This window comes from Bordetella sp. 15P40C-2, assembly GCF_009763235.1.
Classification (GTDB): Bacteria; Pseudomonadota; Gammaproteobacteria; order Burkholderiales; family Burkholderiaceae_B; genus Bordetella_A.
Window position 1 is genome coordinate 146,128 of record NZ_WSJA01000014.1, and the last position, 21,745, is coordinate 167,872.

The following is a 21,745-nucleotide window of genomic DNA, read 5'->3' on the forward strand; positions in this document are numbered from 1 at the left end:
CCGTGTTCCGTTTTAACCGGAAACGAGGTGGCCGCCGTCCATCAGCAACTGCCGGTCGGCACGCGCGGCCAACTCGTTATCATGGGTGACGATAGCAAACGCTGTTCCCGATTCGCGGTTGACCTGGGTGAGCAGTTCGAACATTTTATGCGCGGTGCCACGATCCAGATTCCCTGTGGGCTCGTCCGCCAGGACGCACGCGGGCCGCGTGACCAACGCACGTGCCAAGGCCACACGCTGACGCTCACCCCCAGACAGCTGCCCAGGGAAATGGCCTTCGCGCGCCGCCAAGCCCACCATCGCCAGAACCTCGCGCGCCGCTTCACGCGCCTTGTCGCGATTCTCGCGCCGCACGATCAGCGGCATCGCGACGTTATCCAGCGCGGAAAACTCCGACAGCAGATGATGGAACTGATACACGAATCCCAGGCTGCGATTACGCAAGGCGCTTTTCTGACTTTCCGACAAGCCAGTCGTCGAGACGCCATCGATTGTTACCTGACCCGTACTAGGCACATCCAGCAAGCCCAGAATATGCAGCAGCGTGCTCTTGCCGGACCCCGAGGCTCCAACGATCGCCACCATCTCGCCGCGTTCAACCGTGACGCTCACATCATTCAGAACCTGAATCCGCGTGGGACCTTCGTCATAGACCTTGGTCAAGTTCAGCGCTTGCAGCGCGGGCGTCGTCATATCGCGATCAATCATGGCGCAGCACCTGTGCAGGTTGCAGGCGCGAGGCGCGCCAGCTCGGATACAAGGTTGCCAGCAAGGACAAAACCAGCGAGGTCACGGCAATCACCATAATGTCTTGCGATTGCGGATCGGATGGCAACGCACTAATGAAATAGATCTCGCGCGGCAGGAAATGCACGCCCAGCAGCCCTTCGATAAACGGCACGATGACGTCCACGTTATAGGCGATCAACATGCCAGCCAATACGCCAACTATCGTCCCCACCACACCGATCAACATGCCCTGCACCAGAAAAATACGGGCAATCACGCCGGGCCCGGCACCCAGGGTACGCAGGATGGCGATATCCGACTGCTTGTCCTTGACCACCATGACCAGCGAAGACAATAGATTAAACGCCGCCACCGCCACGATAATCGCGAGGATCAAAAACATCATGCGCTTCTCGGTTTGCACGGCGGCAAACCAGGTGCGATTGTTGCGCGACCAGTCGCTGGCCATCACATACGGCGGCAGCGTCTTGCTCAGCTCCAGCGCCACCTGCGGCGCGCGCTGCATGTCATGGATACGCAGCCGCACGCCGCCCGTACCGCTGTCGCGGAACATCTTGGCGGCGTCCTGATCGTCGACAAACACCAGCGTCGAGTCATATTCATAGTGACCGGACGAGAAAATCCCGACCACCGTGAACTGTCGCATCCGGGGCGTAAAGCCGGCTGGGTTGATCGAACCTTGCGGGGCCATCAACATCAGCGTGTCGCCTTCTCTGACGCCCATCATATTGGCCAGGTCACTGCCCAATACCGCGCCAAAGCCCCCGGGCTTCAGATCGGACAGCTTGCCGCTGACCATCTGCTGCGGCAGATCCGACACCTCGCCCTCGCGCTCGGGATCAATGCCTCGAATCTGCGCACCGCGCAACGTCTGTCCGCGCACCACCATACCTTGCGCCCCGACAAAGGGCGCCGCGCCGGCGACCTCGGGATTACGCTCGGCCACATCGGCGAACTGCTGCCACTGCTCGAGCACGCGTTCCGGCGACGCGCCCGGGATATACAGTTCGATATGCGGCAACACCGACAGCATGCGGTCGCGCACCTCTTTCTGAAATCCGTTCATCACGGATAGCACCACGATCAGGGCAGCCACGCCCAGCGCGATGCCCACCATGGAACTGGCGGAAATAAAGGAGATGAAGCCGTCGCGACGGCCGCGTCTTTTGCGGAGTCTGGCCATGCCCGCATAGCGGGCGCCGATCCAAAGTTCGTAGGGTATTTTCAGCACGCGTGCATTATGGCATTAACGAAAGACGCCATTTTGAACTAAACCGAGCGGGACAGTTCCCGGCGTCGTGACGATGATAGTCACCGGACGTACCAGCCCATTTAGTCATGTAACGCGACCCGGTTTGCTGGCCTGCACCTGGGCGCACCGTAGCGACTACAATTCCAGCATGCAAATTGTGATTCCGGGGGCACTCCCCCCTTTGTCGGTCGCCGGCGAGCTGGGTCGACTGCTACCCGAGCGCGCGCCAGTGTTGCTGAGCTGGTTCCAGGCCGCCACGGCGCAAGCCGAAAATTTCGACCTGCGCGCCCTGGGCTGCACGCCGTTCGAAGCTTGGCAACTGGAACAAGCAGGCTTTCGACCCCAGCCTGGAATGCCACCAGGCGCCGGCCTCGGCCCGTTACTGGCCGGTACGAGTGTCACGGATGCGCAACCAGTCTGGTTGGCCGAGCTTGCCCACCTTTCGCTAGGTACGGATCAGGCCGCCCTGCTCCACCCGGACCATATGGACGTACGCGCCGAGGAATCGGATGCGCTCTTTGCCGCGGCACTGCCGAGTTTCGAGGCGGCCGGCTTCACCGCGACCCCAATCGCGCCACAACGCTGGCGCCTGATTCTGCCCGCGGACCTGCATCCTGCCAGCGCCAGCCCGGCTGCCGTGGCCGGCCAGCCCCTGCGTGACTGGTGGAGCCAGGACGCCGACACGCGCCCGTGGCGCCGGCTGGTCAATGAGATCCAGATGGCGTGGTACGAGCATCCCGTCAATGAGGCACGCGCACTACGTGGCGCACCGCCGGTCAACACTCTCTGGCTCTATGGCGGCGCCGCTGCCTGGCCTGCCGCCACGTCCGACGCCGCCATGCACCTGTACACCGAGCTCGCCGCCGCCCATCGCGACGAAGATTGGGCCAGTTGGCTGGATGCGCTCGGCGCCCTGGACCAACGTCTGCGCGCCGAAATCACCGGACAGCCCAAGCAGCTTATTCTGCTTGGCGCCGACCGGCGCGTCACGCTCACCTTGCAACCGCGCAGTCGCCTGCTCGCCTGGCTGCCTGCGCCTAAAAAGAATTGGAATACCTGGTGGTCTCGCCCCGTTTAACTGTCCGCTCGACCAATCACGAAGCGCGTCTCGCGCTGGAAGCCGCCGGCATCCACCCGCTGCTGGCCCGACTGTGGGCCGCGCGCGGCGTCTCGCATCCTGACCAGACGCGCCTGGCTTGGCCCGCGCTCATTCCGCCCAGCGGGTTGACCCATGTGGATCATGCCGCGCGTATCCTGGCCGACGCCATCGGAGCGGGCAAAAAGCTGCTCATCGTCGCGGACTACGATTGCGACGGCGCAACCGCTTGCGCGGTCGGCCTGCGGGCGTTGCGTGCCTTTGGCGCCAATGTCGACTTTCTCGTACCCAACCGTTTCGAGACTGGGTACGGCTTGTCGCCGGCCGTGGTCGATCTCGCTTGCGCCCATCGTAACGGCAAGCCCGATCTCATCATCACCGTCGACAACGGTATCGCCAGCGTCGACGGCGTCGCCGCCGCCAACGCAGCAGGCATCGGCGTCGTGGTCACAGATCACCACTTACCCGGCGACCGCCTCCCCGATGCGCTCGCACTGGTCAATCCGAATCAGCCCGGCTGCGGGTTCCCCTCAAAGAACCTCGCTGGTGTGGGTGTGATTTTCTACGTCATGCTCGCAGTACGCGCGGAACTTCGTCGCCGTGGCGTGTATCCACCGGATGGCGGACCTCGCCTGGACGCGCTATCTGATCTGGTCGCCCTGGGTACCGTGGCCGACGTCGTCAAACTGGACAACAACAACCGGCTGCTCGTCACGCAAGGCTTGCAGCGCATGCGCGCCGGCCGCATGCAGCCAGGCATACGCGCGCTATTCGCCGTGGCCAGCCGCGAACCGCGCAACGCCAGCGGCTTCGACCTGGGCTTCGCGCTGGGCCCGCGCATCAACGCCGCCGGGCGTCTGGCGGACATGAGCCTGGGCATCGCCTGTCTGACCACCGACGACGAAGCCGAGGCCCTGGACATGGCCCGCCAGCTCGACCAGATCAACCGCGAACGCCGCGGCATTGAAGCCGAAATGCGGGAACAGGCCCTGGCCGCCATGGAAAGCGCGGGCGCCGCCCCGGGCGCATCCGTCTGCGTCTTCGACCCCGGCTGGCACCAGGGCGTGGTGGGCCTCGTCGCCTCACGCCTGAAAGAAAAATTCTGGCGCCCGACGCTCGCCTTCGCTCCCGCCGACGACGACGAAATCCGTGGCTCGGGCCGTTCCATCCCCGACGTGCATTTGCGGGACGTGCTGGATCTGGTCTCCAAGCGCCACCCCGGCCTGATCCGCAAATTCGGCGGCCACGCCATGGCGGCCGGACTCACCCTCGGACGCCAGGATTTCCCGACCTTCGTCCCCGCCTTCGATGCGGCCGTGCAGGAGCTGACCGGCCGCAGCCAGTTCGAGCCGCTTCTGGAAACCGACGGCTCGCTCGAAACCGGCTATGCCAATGCCGAGGTCGCGACATTGCTGCAACAGCAAGTCTGGGGCGCGGGCTTTGCGGCGCCGTTGTTCCTGGACGAGTTCACCGTTCGTAATCAGCGGCTCGTCGGCGAAAAACACCTGAAGCTCTCGCTCGAACGCGGCCACCAACGTTTCGACGCCATTTGGTTCGGCCACGATCAGTCCGTACCCGAACGCGTCAATGTCGCCTACCGCCTGGAACCCAACGTCTGGAACGGCATGGTCTCCGCCCAACTCGTCGTCGAGCATGCCGAGTAAACCACGGTAAAATGCGGGGTTTCGCACTAATCGCTATCAGGAAGCACCATGGAAGCCGAACGTCAGAACCAGCTCGCCGCCCGCCTCGCCGACTACGCCGAGCGCGAGTTGGCGCTACGGGGGTATCTTTGACTACGATCTGAAGGCCGAACGCCTGCAGGTCGTCAACGCAGAACTCGAAGACCCCGCCGTCTGGAACGATCCCAAGCACGCCCAGGATCTGGGCCGTGAGAAAAAATCCCTCGAAGACGTCGTCGAAACGCTGAGCGCCTTGCACAGCGGCGTCGCTGACGCGCTGGAGCTTTTCGAGCTCGCCGCGGCCGACGATGATGACGCCACGCTGCAGTCCATCGAAAAGGACGCCGACGGATTCCAGGAAAAGCTCGAGGGGCTCGAATTCCGCCGCATGTTCTCGAATCCCGCCGATCCGCTGAACTGCTTCCTGGATATTCAGGCCGGTGCCGGCGGCACCGAAGCCCAGGACTGGGCCTCGATGCTGCTGCGTCAGTATCTGAAATACGCCGAACGCAAAGGCTTCAAGGCCGAAGTCCTCGAAGAATCCGAGGGCGAAGTCGCCGGTATCAAATCCGCCACGATCAAAATCGAAGGCGAATACGCCTTTGGTTTCCTGCGCACCGAAACCGGCGTGCACCGCCTCGTGCGCAAGAGCCCGTTCGATTCGTCCGGTGGCCGTCACACCTCGTTTGCCAGCGTGTTCGTCTACCCCGAGGTCGACGATTCGTTCGAAGTCGAGGTCAACCCGGCCGATCTGCGTGTGGACACCTACCGTGCCAGCGGCGCGGGTGGCCAGCACATTAACAAGACCGACTCGGCCGTGCGTTTGACACACATGCCGACCGGTATCGTGGTGCAGTGCCAGAACGACCGTTCGCAGCACCGCAACCGCGCCGAAGCCATGCAGATGCTCAAATCCAAGCTCTACGAGCTGGAAATGCGTAACCGCATGGCCGAACAGCAGAAACTCGAAGACTCCAAAACCGATGTGGGTTGGGGCCACCAGATCCGTTCCTACGTGCTCGACCAGAGCCGTATCAAGGACCTGCGTACCAACGTGGAAATCTCCAACACCCAGAAAGTGCTGGATGGCGACCTCGATCCCTTCATCCAGGCCAGTCTGAAACAAGGCGTGTGATCTAGCTGGGCGTCTGCGATCGCGGACGTCCCACCCATCAGGAGACCAGCGCATGACCGATACCATTGCAATCCTCACGGGCGCGTCGCGCGGCCTGGGCGCGGGTCTGGCTCGCGGCCTGCTGCGCAAAGGCACGCGCCTTATCACTTTAGCGCGCCGCCCCGATGCAGAATTGCAATCGCTGGCCGCGCAGCACGGCGTGGAACTCGAACAGATCGAGGTCGACCTGTCCGATCTGCAAGCCGCAGGCGAAGTCGCCGAACGCGTGTGCGCCAGTCTGCCTCGTGATGCGAAACGCTATCTGCTGATCAACAACGCCGGCACCGTCGAACCTGTCGCCTCCGCCGCAAAGCTTACCGATGGCGCCGCCATCAACGCCGCCTTCACGCTCAACGTATCGGCCGTCATCCTCCTGACCGCGCGTTTCGTCGCGGCGGTGCAAGACCTGCCCGCGGATCGCCGGGTGCTAAATATCTCTTCCGGCGCGGGCCGCAACCCGAACGCCGGCTGGGGCGTCTATTGCGCCACCAAGGCCGCGCTCGATATGTACACCCGTGTGCTGAAGCTCGAACAAGGCAACAGTGGCGTGCGCACCGTCTCCCTGGCCCCCGGCATCGTCGATACCGGGATGCAGGAAACGATCCGCGCCAGCGACCCGGAGAACTTCCCGGCGCTCGCCAAATTTCAGGAATACCACGCCACTGGCAAACTGGCCGCGCCCGCTGACGTCGCCGCCCGTATCCTGGCCTACCTAGACCGTGACGATTTCGGCAACACCGAAATCGACGACATTCGAAATTACAACTGATTCACCATGACCGACCACACGCCCGCCGCCCCGTCCGCCCAAGATGAAAACCGCTTGATCGCCGAGCGGCGCGGCAAACTAGCCAAACTGCGCGAAGCCGGGGTGGCCTACCCCAACGACTTCGTGCCCGACGCACGCGCCGCCGACCTGCACGCCCGCTACGACGACCAGGAGCAACAGGCCCTGGTGGACGCCGGCATCCAGGTCAAGGTCGCCGGCCGCATGATGCTCAAGCGCGTCATGGGCAAGGCCAGCTTCGCCACCGTGCAAGACAGCACCGGCCGCATCCAGATCTACCTGGAACGCGGCACGCTGGGCGAAGACGTCTACGCCGCCTTCAAGCAATGGGACATCGGCGACATCATCGCCATCGAAGGCTCGGTCTTTAAAACGAACAAGGGCGAGCTGTCGATTCACGCCACCGCCGCGCGCCTCTTGTCCAAATCCCTGCGCCCGCTGCCCGATAAATTCCACGGCGTGGCCGACCAGGAACTGCGCTATCGCCAGCGCTATGTCGATCTCATCATGACCGAGGCGACGCGCCGCACCTTCGAGGCGCGCAGCAAGGCCATCGGCAGCATTCGTCAGGTCATGCTGGATTCCGGCTTCCTCGAAGTCGAAACGCCCATGCTGCATCCCATCCCGGGCGGCGCGGCGGCCAAGCCTTTCGTCACGCACCACAATGCGCTGGACATGCAAATGTACCTGCGCATTGCCCCCGAGCTCTATCTGAAGCGCCTGATCGTCGGCGGCTTCGAGCGCGTCTTCGAGATCAACCGGAACTTCCGTAACGAAGGCGTGAGCCCGCGTCACAATCCCGAATTCACGATGATGGAGTTCTACGCGGCCTACGTGGACTACCGCTGGCTCATGGACTTCACCGAACGCGTGATCCGCGAAGCCGCCATCGCCGCCACTGGCAGCGCCGTGCTCACCTATCAAGAACGCGAACTCGATCTGTCCAAGCCGTTCGACCGTCTGACCATCTGCGAAGCGATCCTCAAATACGCCCCGCAGTACACCCAGGCGCAACTGGACGACGCCGACTTCGTGCGCGGAGAACTCAAACGCCTGGGCGCCGATGTGAATGGCCCCACGCTCTCACGCGCCGGTCTGGGCGCACTGCAACTGGCGCTCTTCGAGGAAACCGCCGAAGCGCTGTTGTGGAATCCGACTTACATCATCGACTACCCCGTCGAAGTGTCCCCCCTGGCCCGCGCCTCGGACACGCGCCCGGGCATCACCGAGCGTTTCGAGCTGTTCATGACAGGCCGTGAAATCGCCAACGGCTTCTCCGAGCTGAACGACCCCGAAGACCAGGCCGACCGTTTCCGCGCCCAAGTCGAAGCCAAGGACGCCGGCGACGAAGAAGCCATGTACTACGACGCCGACTACATCCGCGCGCTCGAGTACGGCATGCCTCCGACCGGCGGCTGCGGCATCGGCATCGACCGTCTCATCATGTTGTTGACCGACAGCCCCACGATCCGTGATGTGCTGCTCTTTCCGCACCTGCGACGCGAAGACTAACCGAGGGCCCGGCCGCCATGCTCGTCAAAATACTGATCATCGCGGCCTTCATCGGTCTCATCCTCTACGTCGTTCTACCTAAGCGACGCATCCCTCAAGCCCCAGCCGTACCCGCTCGCCGCGGGCGGCTGGTGTTCAGCTTGCTCAGCAGCGCCGCGCTGCTCTTCATCATTCTCGCTCTCTTCTGCCTGATGCTTTGGCTGGGCGGCGCGACCAGCGCCATCTCCGGTAGCGGCGAGGTGCTTAGCGGCAATGGACTATTGCGTATCGCCGGCGTACTCGGTATCTTGGCGCTCATTTGCGGTATCACGGCCTGGATTAAGCGGCCGCGCTAAAAATTCGAATTGCAAAACGCATCCCTCCAGAGGAGACACCTCAATGAAGCCGTTGTTGGGCATTCTCGCCCTTAGTTTGTCATCCGTTTGCGTCACGGCGCCGGCTGTTGCACAGACCAGCACCTTTCCCGATCGCCCCATTAAGATCGTAGTCCCCTTCCCGCCTGGCGGATCGACCGATGTGCTGTTTCGCATGATTGGCCCGCGCTTGTCCGAACGCCTCGGCCAAACCGTCGTCATCGAGAACAAGCCCGGCGCGGCTGCCACGGTGGGCGCCGACAACGTGGCCCGCTCCAACCCCGATGGCTACACATTGTTGGCCGCCTCCGCGCACCACACCATCGCGCAGGCCGTGCTGCCCACGCTCAACTACCGCATCGACAGGAGCTTCGCACCCATCGGCACCGTGGCCATGGTCCCGAACCTCGTGGTCGTCAACAGCACACTGCCCGTTGAAGACATCGACCAACTCGTCGCGCATACCAAGATTGATCCTGGCCGCTATAACTACGGCTCCGCGGGCCCGGGCACGGCGCACCATCTGATCGGGGAAATGTTCAAGCAACGCACTGGCGCACAGCTCACGCACATTCCCTATAGCGGCAGCGCTCCGGCCGTCACGGGCTTACTGTCGGATCAAGTACAGGTGATGTTCGACACCGTCCCATCGGCGCTGCCCCATATCAAGAGCGGCAAAACGCGCGCGCTGGCCACCACCACGGCTCGACGCTCCACGGCTTTACCCAACGTGCCGACGTTACAGCAAAGCGGCCTGGAAGGCTTTGATGTCGGCACCTGGATGGGCTTGGTCGCGCCCGCTGGCACCCCGCCCGAGGTCGTGGAACGCTTGAATCGTGAAATGGTCGCGGTCGTGAACGATCCCGCTGTTCAACAACAGCTACTGAACCAAGGCATCGAACCCGATCCCAGCACGCCCGAAGCGCTGCAACAGCGTATCGAACGCGAAGTCCGTCAGTTCGGCGATCTGGTCAAACAGGCCAAGCTAAAAGTCGAATGAGGATCTGACCAGGTTCTTTGCATGCTCGTTGCGTCGAGCATGCAAAGACGTCACCTCATCGCAAGACGCTGCACCGTCGCTAGACGATACTCGCCGCCTAACCCTACTTCATCGCTTGACGCTTACGCACCGCCTCGGCCCACCGGCGCGCCACCGAGGGCGACGTTGCGCACGTCGCATGCGCGGTCACGACGCGCACCGCGCGTTCCAGCAATTGAATATCTGCTTCATGTTGACGCGCGACATGCGGATCCTCGAAGAAGATCACGCGCTGGCACTGATATTCCAACACCAGTTCGGCGATCTGCGCATCGCCGCCAAGCGGCCCGCTCAGATAACGCGTCACCCAGGGCGTATCCTTAGGCCAGCCCTTCGACCAGGCCAGCTCGTTCAAACGCCCACCGGTCGTGCCCGTCGCGACACGTCGCGCATACTGCGACAGCAGATCGAAATGCTCGTCCGCAAACGCCACCATTTCGTCTTTGAGCGCATCGTGAGCGATCATGGCCAGCGTTTGGCCTTCAAAATTGAAGTAACGCGACAACGCCGGATCGGGTGCCAATCCCGCCAACACACGCTCCACCTCGATCCATTCAATCGCGCCCGCCAGCGTCGAAATAAACGGCCGTCCATGCGTGATGCACTGGCGCTTCAACGCCAACGCTTCCGGGAAAATCGAAGACGGGTCCACGGGGTCAATCAGATAGATCGCGCCATCAAACGGCGCTTGTCCGTCACGACCCTCCGTCACACGCGCCACGAGCTTCATCAATCCGCCCTCACGCCCATACGGATACCGGACCAAGCCTTTATAGCCTTGCAGCATGCCTTCCCGAATAATCGCGTCATGGGTGCGTCCCACCGTATGCAGCTCGATCCCCATCTCGCGGATCGAGGCGCCGGAGGCGCGCAACCACGTGAACAGCGCCGCATCCGGCGTTTCATGATGAAGTCGGTTGGCCGCCAGGCCAAATCGCAAAGCAGGCGCAGTCATAAGGGTCAAATCATTCAGCTAATCGAACCTGAATCATATACCGCCAGAAACACAAAACCCCGGTTCGGAACGCATCCGATACCCGGGGTTATTCGTTGATGGCCCACGCGAAAACTGCGCGAGAGGCTTCAACCCATCATTGCCGACCCAAAGCGACTCATTCGGCCTCTTCGATCCACGCCATTTGAATGGCTTCCAGAATCTTCTCGCCGCTGCGTCCGGGCTCATCATCAAAATCAGGCAAGGCCATGACCCACTCACGTAGCTGCGTGAAGCGCACGGTCTTCGGATCCACGTCCGGATGCGCATCCACCAGCGCCGCCGCGATTTCGTATGTGTCGACCCACTTCATCAATGTGCCTCTTTCGCGTGATTGATCGTGTACTTGGGGATCTCGACGGTCAAGTCCTTATCCGCAATCATGGCCTGACAGGATAACCGCGATGTAGAGCTCAGGCCCCAGGCCTTATCCAGCATATCCTCTTCGTTATCGGACGCATCCTCCAACGAAGAAAAGCCCTCGCGCACGATAACGTGACACGTCGTGCAGGCGCAGGACAGCTCGCACGCGTGCTCGATCTCGATGTCGTGATCGAGCAGGACACGGCAGATCGACTTGCCCTGCGGTGCGTCCTCGATGACGGCACCCTCGGGGCACAGTTCCGGGTGAGGTAATACAGTAAGTTTAGGCATAACTCAGGCGATTTCGTCTAGTTTACGGCCGGCCAGGGCGGCGCGGATCCCGCGGTCCATACGGCGCGCGGCAAAGTCTTCAGTCGCGTCCGACAGCGCTTGCACCGCCGCGCGCACCACGTCGACGTCGTCGGCATCCTGCGCCGCGGCGGCTGCCGCCAGACGTTCATCCACCAGCGCCCGTTCGGTCTCGTCTAACAAATCCCCGTCCGCCGCCAGCGCGGCCTGTACGGATTCCACGAGCTGGCGCGCTTCCACCTGTTGCTCGCGCAGCATACGGGCACGGGCATCGCTATCGGCCTGCGCCACGCTATCGGACAACATGCGGGTAATTTCATCGTCCGACAAGCCATAGGAGGGCTTGACCGACACCGAAGCTTCTACACCGGTACTCTGCTCGCGCGCAGTCACGCTCAGCAGCCCATCGGCATCCACTTGGAACGTGACGCGGATACGCGCCGCGCCCGCCACCATGGGCGGAATACCACGCAATTCAAATCGGGCCAGCGACCGGCAGTCAGACACCAAATCCCGCTCGCCCTGGACCACATGCACGCTCATCGCGCCCTGGCCATCCTTGAACGTGGTGAACTCCTGCGCACGCGCGACCGGAATGGTGCTGTTGCGTGGAATGATGCGTTCAACCAGCCCGCCCATCGTTTCCAGGCCCAGCGACAGCGGCGTCACATCGAGCAGCAGCCAGTCTTCACCCGGCATGCGATTACCCGCCAGCAGGTTCGCCTGCAGCGCGGCACCCAATGCCACGACTTCATCAGGATTCAGATCCACCAGCGGCTCGGTACCGAAGAATTCCGCCACCGCACGCCGAATCACCGGCATACGCGTCGCGCCACCCACCATGACGACACCTTTGACGTCGGCAACCTTCAAGCCGGCATCGCGCAACGCCGCGCGAGCGCGATCCAGGGTGCGGAGCACCAAGGGCTCGGCCAGCGTTTCAAACGCACCACGGGTGACCGTCACGTTGAGCTCACGGCCATCTTGCAGTGAGACTTGAAGCGATGCACTGCCGGCATCTGACAACGCCTCGCGCGCCGCGCGGGCCGCAACCAACACGGCGCGGCGATCAGAGGGGGCCAATGCTCCCAGCGCGCCGGCACGGCCTGGTGCAGGCGCGTCGGCAGCCTCCGCATCGGCGGCTTCGCCGGACAACGACGCCACGGCAAATTCGCCAATGGCCCAATCAAAGTCGTCCCCACCCAGCTCCGTATCGCCGCCGGTGGATACCACTTCGAACACGCCCTTGGTCAGACGCAGGATCGACACGTCAAACGTGCCACCACCGAGGTCGTACACGGCATAAGTGCCCTCGGCAGCTTGATCCAAGCCATAGGCGATCGCGGCCGCCGTCGGCTCGTTGAGCAGACGCAGTACATTCAAACCCGCCAGACGCGCCGCATCGCGCGTCGCCTGCCGTTGCGCATCGTCGAAATAAGCCGGCACCGTAATCACGGCGCCCACCAAATCATCGCCCAACACGTCTTCCGCGCGCTGGCGTAACTTTGCCAACACCTGCGCGGAAACTTCAACCGGGCTCAGCTCGCCTTGCACCGTGCGCAACCGCACCATGCCAGGAGCATCCACGAATTCATAAGGCGCGCCACTGGCTCGCGCCTCATCGAGCGAACGCCCCATGAACCGCTTGACCGACACAATCGTATTGAGCGGATCAGCCGCCTGCTGCGCCAGCGCCTCGCGGCCGATCGCGACCCCGCCATCCGCAAAATAACGCACGGCGGAGGGCAGCAACACAGCCCCCTCCTCATCACGCAACACTTCGGCCGTGCTGCTACGCACCGCCGCGACCAGGGAATTGGTGGTTCCCAGATCGATACCTACCGCCAGTTTGCGTTGGTGAGGGGCCGGCGATTCGCCAGGCTCGGAAATCTGCAATAAGGCCATGTATATGCTTTGAATCGGTTAACGCACCCGCGGCGCGGGCGTCGCGGCGCCGCCTGGCAAACCGCTATTGAGAGGAAACGGCGTCAAGTTCCTGCGCGATTTTCTCGATGAACATCCATTCGCGCACTTTGCCGCCAGCGGTGGCGTAGTCCTGTTGCTCGTCCAGCAAACGGGTCAGCGTCTCGCGCATCTGCGCGCGCGCCTCGTCAAGCTCGCCCTTCAACACGGCCTGCGCCTGCGCATCATCACGCGCATCGTCCAACATCTCGCGCCACTGCATCTGCTGCATCAGAAACGACACATCCATGGACGTATTGCTTTCCGTTTGCAGATCAACGCCGTGCTGCTCGCACAAGTAACGCGCGCGCGATAACGGATCGCGCAACAGACGATAGGCTTCATTCGCCCGCGCGGCCCATTGCATGGCCACGCGCCGCTCAGCCGCGCTGGCCGTGGCAAAACGGTCCGGATGCACCTGCGCCGCCACGGTGCGCCAAGCACTTTCGAGTGCCTGGGCATCCATGGCGAATCGCGCCGGCAAACCAAATAAGCTGAAGTGATCGTCCGCCGCCAACGTTACACCGTGAACGACTCGCCGCAGCCGCAGGTCGCCTTTTCGTTAGGGTTACGGAACTTGAAGCCTTCGTTCAAGCCCTCGCGAGCGTAGTCGAGCTCCGTGCCTTCCAGGTACGCAAAGCTCTTGGGATCGACGAAGACCTTTACTCCAAAGCTCTCGAAGACCATGTCTTCCGACGCCGGCTCATCCACGTACTCGAGCTTATACGCCATGCCCGAGCACCCCGTGGTGCGCACGCCCAGGCGCAAGCCCACACCCTTGCCGCGCTTCTGCAAATAGCGTTCTATGTGCGAGGCGGCCTTTTGAGTCAAGGTCACCGCCATATTCACCCCGCTGTCGCAACAGCAGCCGCGTCATCCTTGGCGGAAGCAACGGCATGCTTGTTCTTGTAATCCTCGACCGCCGCCTTGATCGCGTCTTCGGCCAGGATGGAACAGTGAATCTTCACCGGCGGCAAGGCCAGCTCTTCGGCGATCTGGGTATTACGAATGCTCAGCGCCTCGTCCAACGACTTGCCCTTGACCCATTCCGTCACGAGCGAGCTCGACGCGATGGCCGAACCGCAGCCGTAGGTCTTAAAGCGCGCGTCTTCGATAATGCCCGACTCGTTGACCTTGATCTGCAACTTCATTACGTCGCCACAGGCCGGCGCGCCCACCATACCGGTACCCACCGAGGTGTCGCCCTTCTCGAACGCACCCACGTTGCGGGGGTTTTCGTAGTGGTCCAGAACTTTATCGCTGTATGCCATGATGTTTCTCCCGTATCTTTGTCGTGGCGCTCAGTGAGCAGCCCATTGCACGCTGTTGAGGTCGATGCCTTCTTGGGCCATCTCCCACAGCGGCGACATGTCGCGCAATTTACCCACGCGGCTCTTGATCAATTCGATCGTGAAATCGACTTCCTGTTCCGTCGTAAAGCGACCCAGCGTAAAGCGGATCGAGCTGTGCGCGAGTTCGTCATTACGACCCAGCGCGCGCAACACATAAGACGGCTCCAGGCTGGCCGAGGTACATGCCGATCCGCTGGACACCGCCAGCTCTTTGATCGCCATGATCAACGATTCGCCTTCGACGTAGTTAAAGCTCACGTTGAGGTTATGCGGCACGCGGTGTTCCATGCTGCCGTTCAGATAGGTTTCCTCGATCTGCGACAGACCAGCCCACAGGCGATCGCGCAGCATGCGCACGCGTTCGTTCTCGGTGCCCATCTCTTCGCGCGCCAATCGGAAAGCCTCGCCCATACCGACGATCTGATGCGTAGCCAGCGTGCCCGAACGGAAACCCCGCTCGTGACCGCCGCCGTGCATTTGCGCTTCGATACGCACGCGCGGCTTGCGGCGTACGTACAAAGCACCAATGCCCTTCGGACCATACGTCTTGTGAGCCGAGAACGACATCAGATCGACTTTCAGCTTTTGCAGGTCGATCGCGACCTTGCCAGTGGCTTGGGCCGCGTCGACGTGAAAAATGATGCCCTTTTCACGGCAGATCTCGCCGATCGTTTCGATATCCTGGATCACGCCGATTTCGTTATTGACCATCATCACCGAAACCAGAATCGTGTCGGGGCGCAGCGCGGCCTTGAACACATCCAGATCCAGCAAACCGTCGTCACGAACGTCAAGGTAAGTCACCTCAAAGCCCTGACGCTCGAGTTCACGACAGGTATCCAGTACCGCCTTGTGTTCGGTCTTGACCGTGATGATGTGCTTGCCACGCTCGGCGTAAAAGTTCGCCGCGCCCTTCAATGCCAGGTTGTCAGATTCGGTCGCGCCCGAGGTCCAGATGATTTCGCGCGGATCCGCGTTCACCAGCTTGGCCACTTCGTTACGCGCGTTTTCGACGGCCTCTTCCGCGTCCCAACCGAACGCGTGGCTACGCGAGGCCGGGTTGCCGAAATTGTCATACAACCAAGGCACCATCTTTTCCACCACGCGAGGATCGACAGGCGTGGTAGCGGAGTAATCGAGATAAATGGGACGAGTAGTCATGAATGATGCTCCTGCTTATAGGGTGGCGCCGGCGGCGGCGACAGAGGGGGTGGCCACGGCGTCGCCTGCCCCGCGCTCCACTCTGACAGTGGAGCAGCCTTGGGCCGCCTTGGAGGCCTCCTGCAATTGGCGCAGCCGTTGCTGATCGACCAGATCTTGCAGGGAAACGGAATCCAGGTAGTCGACCATCTTGCGGTTCAGCGTGGTCCAGAGCTCGTGCGTCATGCACTTGCCCGACTTGCCGTCTCGCCCGCTGGTACAGTCGCGCTTGCCCCCACAGCTGGTCGCATCCAGCGGCTCATCGACTGCGAAAATGATGTCGGCGACCGTAACGTTGCGCGCCAGACGGGCGAGCGAGTAGCCGCCGCCGGGGCCGCGTACGCTATCGACCAACTCATGACGGCGCAGTTTGCCGAAGAGCTGCTCGAGATACGAGAGCGAAATATTCTGGCGCTGACTGATCGCCGCGAGCGTTACCGGACCGCTGTGCTGCCGCATGGCCAGGTCGATCATCGCGGTAACCGCGAAGCGCCCCTTAGTTGTGAGCCGCATGGTGCATTCCTGTGGAAACGTGCTGGCGCCCAAAGCCGGGCGGCCAATACCTGAGTGATTAGGTCAAGTATAGCAAATTCCTGACTAAATCGCTAGGTCTTCTTGTTGCCTGGAATAACACCGGAGGCGTGGGAGCGAGACCCCTCGCCGTTCAGCGCGTTGCGCGCCGCCCACTCACAAAAAACCGCGCCTGAGCGCGGTATGGAAAGCCGGCCATGGCCGGCGATGATGATGATCAGGCTGCCTGATATTGCGTAGCCCGCTTGCGAACCAACTCGAGCACACCTTGACAGGAGTCTTCCAGGTAGTCGAGGACCTTGCCAAAACCGTCCAATCCGCCATAATAGGGGTCAGGAACGGTAGCCTCTTCGAACTCATTGGCAAAGCGCATCAACAGCATCAGCTTGTGCTGATAGACTTTAGGGCATTGCTGTTGCAACGCGGACAGATTGTCCCAGTCCATCGCCAGAATGAGATCGAAATCGCGGAAATCCTCGGCGGTCACCTGGCGCGCTTGGCAGTGCGAAATGTCGTAGCCACGCTTACGTGCAGCCGCCTGAGCTCGGGCGTCAGGAGCCTCGCCAATGTGATAGGCGTGCGTAGCTGCGGAGTCCACGTGGACCACGTCGCCCAAACCGGCATCGTTCACCATATGGCGAAAAACGCCCTCTGCGCTGGGTGAGCGGCAGATATTACCCATGCAAACGAAAAGTACCTTGGTCATCATGGGTGTAAGTCTGAGGGAAAACCCGGAATATGGCAAGAGTTTTTTCTGTGGCGCAGCCCAGGAAACGGGCCGCCAGAACTCTCATTTTGTGCCGATACTTCAGGCACTTACAGCGCGTTTTCGGCGTAGAAATCAGGTTTGTAACGGCGACCGGACAGTAACCGCCATTAAACGCTTTTGCGGCGCAACAACGACATTTAGTTTTCGCTGCGGCGCCCACTCGGGCCCCGTACAGGGCCCCTGAAGACCACCGCCGGCCGCCCTTGCATCATCCGCCTAATATCAGGCGCTGCTTGAGGGCCGTCAACGCATCGCGCGCGGCCGCCGCCTGTTCGAACTCCAGATTCCGGGCGTGATCCATCATGAGCTTCTCGAGCCTACGGATCTCCTTGGCCATCGCTTTCTCGTCCGTCAAGATTTCGGTGTTAACGGGTGTCTCCAACGCTTCCTCGCGGGCCGGGGCCACAATGCCGTCGATCAGTTCCCGCACGGCCTTGTTCACGCCCCGCGCGGTGATACCGTGATCGGCATTGAACTTCAACTGCTTCTCGCGTCGGCGCTCGGTTTCGTCCATGGCCTTGCGCATCGAAGCCGTGATCTGATCGGCGTACAAAATGGCATAGCCATTCAGATTCCGCGCCGCGCGTCCGATCGTTTGGATCAAACTCCGTTCGGAACGCAGGAAGCCTTCTTTATCCGCATCGAGGATCGCCACCAAGGACACCTCAGGAATGTCCAAGCCTTCCCGCAAGAGGTTGATGCCGACGAGCACATCAAAAGTCCCCAGGCGCAGGTCACGGAGGATTTCGACCCGTTCGACGGTGTCAATGTCGGAGTGCAGATAGCGTACGCGGATACCGTGCTCGGTCAGGTAGTCCGTCAGATCCTCGGCCATGCGCTTGGTCAGCGTGGTCACAAGCACCCTTTCCTGCTTGGCCACGCGCAGTTTGATCTGGCCCAACAGATCATCGACCTGGGTACGTGCCGGGCGCACTTCGACGATCGGATCGACCAGACCGGTGGGACGCACGACCTGTTCGACGACGTTGTCCGCATGCTCTTGCTCATAGGCCGAAGGCGTCGCAGAAACGAAGACGCACTGACGCATGCGGGCCACGAATTCCTCGAGCTTGAGCGGCCGGTTATCCATGGCGGAAGGCAGGCGAAAGCCGTATTGCACCAGGGTTTCCTTGCGGGCGCGGTCACCACGGTACATGCCGCCAAGCTGCCCTATCGTTACGTGACTCTCGTCGATGAACATCAGCGCATCGGCGGGAAGGTAATCAATCAGCGTGGGCGGCGGCTCGCCGGGGCCGGCCCCCGACAGGTGGCGGGAATAGTTTTCGATCCCTTTGCAAAAGCCTAGCTCCTGCAGCATTTCCAGGTCAAAGCGCGTGCGTTGCTCGAGGCGTTGCGCTTCGACGAGCTTGCCTTCGGAGGTAAAGAACTTCAGGCGTTCGCGCAGTTCTTCCTTGATGGTTTCAATCGCACGCAGGACCGTGTCACGCGGCGTCACGTAATGCGAACCCGGGTAAACGGTGAAACGCGGCACTTTCTGGCGCACACGGCCCGTGAGCGGATCGAACAGCTCCAGGGTTTCAATTTCGTCGTCGAACAGCGTCAGGCGCAGTGCAAGCTCCGGGCTTTCCGCTGGGAAGATGTCTACGGTTTCGCCGCGTACACGGAAAGTGCCCCGGGTGAAGTCCGCATCATTGCGCGTGTATTGCATGGCCACCAGGCGCGCCAGAATCTCGCGCCGGGAAATGCGGTCACCCGAGCGCAGAATGAGCACCATGGCGTGATAGTCGCCGGGGTTACCGATACCGTAAATGCACGATACCGTGCCCACGATCACGGTGTCGCGGCGTTCCAGCAGGCTCTTGGTCGCCGACAATCGCATCTGCTCGATGTGCTCGTTGATGGACGAATCCTTTTCGATGAACAGATCGCGCGTCGGCACATAGGCCTCGGGCTGGTAGTAATCGTAGTACGAGACGAAATACTCGACGGCGTTCTTCGGGAAGAACTCGCGCATCTCGGCGTACAGCTGCGCGGCGAGCGTCTTGTTTGGCGCCAAGACGAGCGCCGGGCGGCCCAGACGCGCGATGATGTTCGCCATCGTATAGGTCTTGCCCGAACCGGTGACGCCCAGCAGCGTCTGGTACATGAGCCCGTCGCGGATGCCTTCGGTCAACGCCTCGATGGCCGTCGGCTGGTCACCGGCCGGCGGATAAGGCTGATAGAGGTGAAACGGGCTGTCGGGAAATTCGACGAATCCAGGAGCTGTCATGCTAGACTGTCTCTCAGGGTAAACCCCCCATTATCCATAGCACTGCTTGTTGCGTCTATCTCTCCTTAGCGAACCCTCATGAGCTCTCTTTTCGATTCCGTCGAACTTGCGCCGCGCGACCCCATTCTGGGCCTGAACGAACAGTACAACGCCGATCAGCGTCCCGGGAAAGTCAACCTGGGCGTGGGCGTGTACTACGATGACGACGGTCGCATTCCCCTGCTGAACGCCGTCCGTAAGGCCGAAATCGCGCGTATTGAAGCCGCCGCCGCGCGTGGCTATCTCCCCATCGAAGGTATCGCTGGTTACAACAAGGGTGCGCAAACGCTGCTGTTGGGCGCGGATTCCAAGCTGGCGGCCGAAGGCCGTGTGCTGACCGCCCAGGCACTGGGTGGTACGGGCGCGCTGAAAATCGGCGCCGATTTCCTGCGTCAGCTGCTGCCGCAATCCAAGGTTCTGATCAGCAACCCCAGCTGGGAAAACCACCGCGCCCTGTTCGAGCGCGCCGGCTTCCCGGTGGACACCTATGCGTATTACGATGCCGCGACGCACGGTCTGGACTTCCAAGGCATGCTGGCTTCCCTGCAAGCCGCGCCGGAACAGACGATTGTCGTGCTGCATGCTTGCTGCCATAACCCGACCGGCGTGGACCCCACGATCGAGCAGTGGGAACAGATCGCTCAGGTCGTGAAGGCACGCAATCTGGTGCCGTTCCTGGACATCGCCTACCAAGGCTTTGGCGCCGGTCTGCAAGAAGACGCCGCCGTGGTCCGTATGTTTGCCGATCTCGGTTTGACGATGCTGGTCAGCTCGTCGTTCTCGAAGTCGTTCTCGCTGTATGGCGAGCGCGTCGGCGCCCTGACGGTCGTCGCGGGCAACCAAGACGAAGCCAAGCGCGTCCTGAGCCAACTCAAGCGCGTCATCCGTACGAACTACTCGAACCCGCCCACCCACGGCGGCACGGTAGTTTCGTCGGTGCTGAACACGCCCGAGCTGTACACCCTTTGGGAAGAAGAGCTCGCTGGCATGCGCGATCGTATTCGTCTGATGCGTCAGCAGCTGGTCGAAAAGATCAAGGCCGCCGGTGCGACGCAAGACTTTAGCTTCGTGCTGCAACAGCGCGGCATGTTCTCGTACTCGGGTCTGACCTCAGCGCAGGTGGATACCTTGCGCGAAGAGCACGGTATCTACGCGGTGAGCAGCGGCCGTATCTGCGTCGCGGCGCTCAACAGCCGTAACATCGATACGGTGGCGAAAGCCATTGCCGCGGTGATCAAGTAAGCATTGCGTCACAGAGATCGAGGTGCGCGCAAGCGTTGCCTCGATCGAGAAAGCCCCTCCCCAACGAACTGTCGCAACGGGTCGTACGAGAATCCGACCCAATGCAAGGTGCGCCGATCCCAAGAAGTCGGATGTATGTCCAACTTTGGGGTGCAGCTCAGGACAAAGATAGCGGAGGGGCTTTTTTTGGCCGGTTTTGGCGGATCACGTTCATTCAGTGCCGTGCGCGACCGGGTAGAAACTCGACGCTATTGGCGGCAATTAGGCGACACCGCGCTAGCGAGCCCCCCGCGCCACACCATCGCAACGCGGTCGACTTGCATTTTCGAGCCGTCTCGTCCAGAATCCTGACTGTATATTCATACAGTCCACGCGGATCATTGCCATGGCTACCAAACTCACCGCTCGCCAACAGGAAATTTTGACCCTAATCCGGCAGACGGTGGCACGCACCGGTTTCCCCCCCACGCGCGCCGAGATCGCGCGCGCATTGGGATTTCGTTCGCCCAACGCCGCCGAGGACCATCTGAAAGCCCTGGCGCGTAAAGGCGCGATCGAGCTGACGGCAGGCGCCTCGCGGGGCATTCGGTTGATCGAATCGGTCGAGACAGCCACCGCCGCGCGCGAGAGCTCGTCAGCGGCCGCTGCTGCCTCCACGTTGGTGGGCATGGCGACGGAAACGATTACGCGGTTAATGCTGCCCCTGGTAGGACGCGTGGCCGCAGGCAGCCCCATCCTGGCCGCCGAGCATGTGGAACGTGAAGTCGGCGTAGATCCGGGGTTGTTTGCGCAAACGCCTGACTATTTGCTCAAGGTTCGCGGCATGAGTATGCGCGATGCTGGGATCCTGGAAGGTGACCTGCTGGCCGTCAAGCGCGTTGCCGAGGCACGCAATGGCCAGATCGTCGTAGCGCGCCTGGGCGACGACGTGACAGTCAAGCGTCTACAGCACCGCCAGGGACATATCGAATTATTGCCCGAGAACCCGGAATTTGAGCCGATTCGCGTCGATGGCACGCAAGAATTTGCGCTCGAAGGCATTGCCGTCGGCCTGATCCGCACTCACGCGTTGCACTGAAAAATATTGTTGTCGCGCTAACGCTGCAGGC

The 21,745-nt window shown here is 61.7% G+C and carries 22 protein-coding genes; 9 read left to right on the top strand and 13 right to left on the bottom strand.

The features are described 5' to 3' along the window. Positions 1–12: 12 nt before the first annotated feature. A complete protein-coding gene (locus tag GOQ25_RS06245; protein ID WP_160349596.1) occupies positions 13–708 on the bottom strand; it encodes an ABC transporter ATP-binding protein in 696 nt (231 codons plus the stop codon). Then, the gene (locus GOQ25_RS06250; RefSeq protein ID WP_236844502.1) at positions 701–1,933 is read right to left on the bottom strand and encodes a lipoprotein-releasing ABC transporter permease subunit; all 1,233 of its coding nucleotides are present in this window, start codon (positions 1,931–1,933) and stop codon (positions 701–703) included. Before GOQ25_RS06250 ends, GOQ25_RS06245 begins: the two co-directional genes overlap by 8 nt. 217 nt (positions 1,934–2,150) lie before the next feature. Here GOQ25_RS06250 and GOQ25_RS06255 point away from each other — a divergent pair, with 217 nt between their 5' ends. From GOQ25_RS06255 to GOQ25_RS06285, 7 genes are all read left to right on the top strand, one after another. Further along, positions 2,151–3,080: a hypothetical protein gene (locus GOQ25_RS06255; RefSeq protein ID WP_160349598.1), complete on the top strand. Its 930-nt coding sequence runs from the start codon at positions 2,151–2,153 to the stop codon at positions 3,078–3,080. Beyond that, a complete protein-coding gene (gene recJ, locus GOQ25_RS06260; RefSeq protein ID WP_160349599.1) occupies positions 3,062–4,762 on the top strand; it encodes a single-stranded-DNA-specific exonuclease RecJ in 1,701 nt (566 codons plus the stop codon). The genes GOQ25_RS06255 and recJ overlap by 19 nt, the downstream gene beginning before the upstream one ends. 48 nt (positions 4,763–4,810) lie before the next feature. Next, positions 4,811–5,915, top strand: a protein-coding gene (prfB, locus tag GOQ25_RS06265) for a peptide chain release factor 2 (protein WP_160349600.1) whose coding sequence is annotated in 2 segments (ribosomal slippage) — positions 4,811–4,891 and positions 4,893–5,915 — 1,104 coding nt in all. Because the reading frame shifts where the segments join, the coding sequence is not laid out codon by codon here. Positions 5,916–5,967: 52 nt separating this feature from the next. Next, complete coding sequence (locus tag GOQ25_RS06270) at positions 5,968–6,723, top strand: SDR family oxidoreductase (protein ID WP_160349601.1); 756 nt, start codon at positions 5,968–5,970, stop codon at positions 6,721–6,723. A gap of 6 nt (positions 6,724–6,729) precedes the next feature. Then, positions 6,730–8,253 carry a lysine--tRNA ligase gene (lysS, locus tag GOQ25_RS06275; RefSeq protein WP_160349602.1) on the top strand — a complete coding sequence of 508 codons (1,524 nt, stop codon included), beginning with the start codon at positions 6,730–6,732 and terminating at the stop codon, positions 8,251–8,253. A 17-nt stretch (positions 8,254–8,270) separates the two neighbouring features. Further along, positions 8,271–8,588, top strand: a complete 318-nt coding sequence (locus GOQ25_RS06280; RefSeq protein ID WP_160349603.1) for a hypothetical protein — start codon at positions 8,271–8,273, stop codon at positions 8,586–8,588. 43 nt (positions 8,589–8,631) lie between these two features. Continuing rightward, positions 8,632–9,606, top strand: a complete 975-nt coding sequence (locus tag GOQ25_RS06285; RefSeq protein WP_160349604.1) for a tripartite tricarboxylate transporter substrate binding protein — start codon at positions 8,632–8,634, stop codon at positions 9,604–9,606. Positions 9,607–9,709: 103 nt separating this feature from the next. Here the strand turns inward: GOQ25_RS06285 and GOQ25_RS06290 are convergent, their stop codons facing one another. The 11 genes from GOQ25_RS06290 to uvrB all read right to left on the bottom strand — a co-directional run bounded on the left by GOQ25_RS06290 (position 9,710) and on the right by uvrB (position 19,355). Then, positions 9,710–10,600, bottom strand: a complete 891-nt coding sequence (locus tag GOQ25_RS06290; protein ID WP_160349605.1) for a methylglyoxal synthase — start codon at positions 10,598–10,600, stop codon at positions 9,710–9,712. A gap of 157 nt (positions 10,601–10,757) precedes the next feature. Then, positions 10,758–10,952, bottom strand: coding sequence for a Fe-S cluster assembly protein IscX (gene iscX / locus GOQ25_RS06295; RefSeq protein WP_160349606.1), 195 nt, complete (start codon positions 10,950–10,952; stop codon positions 10,758–10,760). Beyond that, positions 10,952–11,293: an ISC system 2Fe-2S type ferredoxin gene (gene fdx, locus GOQ25_RS06300; RefSeq protein ID WP_160349607.1), complete on the bottom strand. Its 342-nt coding sequence runs from the start codon at positions 11,291–11,293 to the stop codon at positions 10,952–10,954. Before fdx ends, iscX begins: the two co-directional genes overlap by 1 nt. A gap of 3 nt (positions 11,294–11,296) precedes the next feature. Then, a complete protein-coding gene (hscA, locus tag GOQ25_RS06305) occupies positions 11,297–13,216 on the bottom strand; it encodes a Fe-S protein assembly chaperone HscA (protein ID WP_160349608.1) in 1,920 nt (639 codons plus the stop codon). A 64-nt stretch (positions 13,217–13,280) separates the two neighbouring features. After that, positions 13,281–13,790 (bottom strand): Fe-S protein assembly co-chaperone HscB, encoded by a 510-nt coding sequence (hscB, locus tag GOQ25_RS06310; protein WP_160349609.1) that lies wholly within the window; start codon positions 13,788–13,790, stop codon positions 13,281–13,283. A 2-nt stretch (positions 13,791–13,792) separates the two neighbouring features. Beyond that, positions 13,793–14,116 (bottom strand): iron-sulfur cluster assembly protein IscA, encoded by a 324-nt coding sequence (gene iscA, locus GOQ25_RS06315; RefSeq protein WP_160349610.1) that lies wholly within the window; start codon positions 14,114–14,116, stop codon positions 13,793–13,795. A gap of 2 nt (positions 14,117–14,118) precedes the next feature. Next, positions 14,119–14,544: a Fe-S cluster assembly scaffold IscU gene (gene iscU / locus GOQ25_RS06320; protein WP_160349611.1), complete on the bottom strand. Its 426-nt coding sequence runs from the start codon at positions 14,542–14,544 to the stop codon at positions 14,119–14,121. 30 nt (positions 14,545–14,574) lie between these two features. Then, positions 14,575–15,786: an IscS subfamily cysteine desulfurase gene (locus GOQ25_RS06325; RefSeq protein ID WP_160349612.1), complete on the bottom strand. Its 1,212-nt coding sequence runs from the start codon at positions 15,784–15,786 to the stop codon at positions 14,575–14,577. A gap of 15 nt (positions 15,787–15,801) precedes the next feature. Next, on the bottom strand, positions 15,802–16,338 hold the full coding sequence (iscR, locus tag GOQ25_RS06330; protein WP_160349613.1) for a Fe-S cluster assembly transcriptional regulator IscR: 537 nt from the start codon (positions 16,336–16,338) through the stop codon (positions 15,802–15,804). Between the two features lie 235 nt (positions 16,339–16,573). Further along, the gene (locus tag GOQ25_RS06335) at positions 16,574–17,065 is read right to left on the bottom strand and encodes a low molecular weight protein-tyrosine-phosphatase (RefSeq protein ID WP_160349614.1); all 492 of its coding nucleotides are present in this window, start codon (positions 17,063–17,065) and stop codon (positions 16,574–16,576) included. A 268-nt stretch (positions 17,066–17,333) separates the two neighbouring features. Continuing rightward, positions 17,334–19,355, bottom strand: a complete 2,022-nt coding sequence (gene uvrB, locus GOQ25_RS06340) for an excinuclease ABC subunit UvrB (protein WP_160349615.1) — start codon at positions 19,353–19,355, stop codon at positions 17,334–17,336. A 78-nt stretch (positions 19,356–19,433) separates the two neighbouring features. Here uvrB and GOQ25_RS06345 point away from each other — a divergent pair, with 78 nt between their 5' ends. Further along, entirely contained in the window at positions 19,434–20,636 is a 1,203-nt protein-coding gene (locus GOQ25_RS06345) for an amino acid aminotransferase (RefSeq protein ID WP_160349616.1), read from the top strand. Positions 20,637–21,021: 385 nt separating this feature from the next. Then, positions 21,022–21,714, top strand: a complete 693-nt coding sequence (lexA, locus tag GOQ25_RS06350) for a transcriptional repressor LexA (RefSeq protein ID WP_160349617.1) — start codon at positions 21,022–21,024, stop codon at positions 21,712–21,714. Positions 21,715–21,745 lie beyond the last annotated feature (31 nt).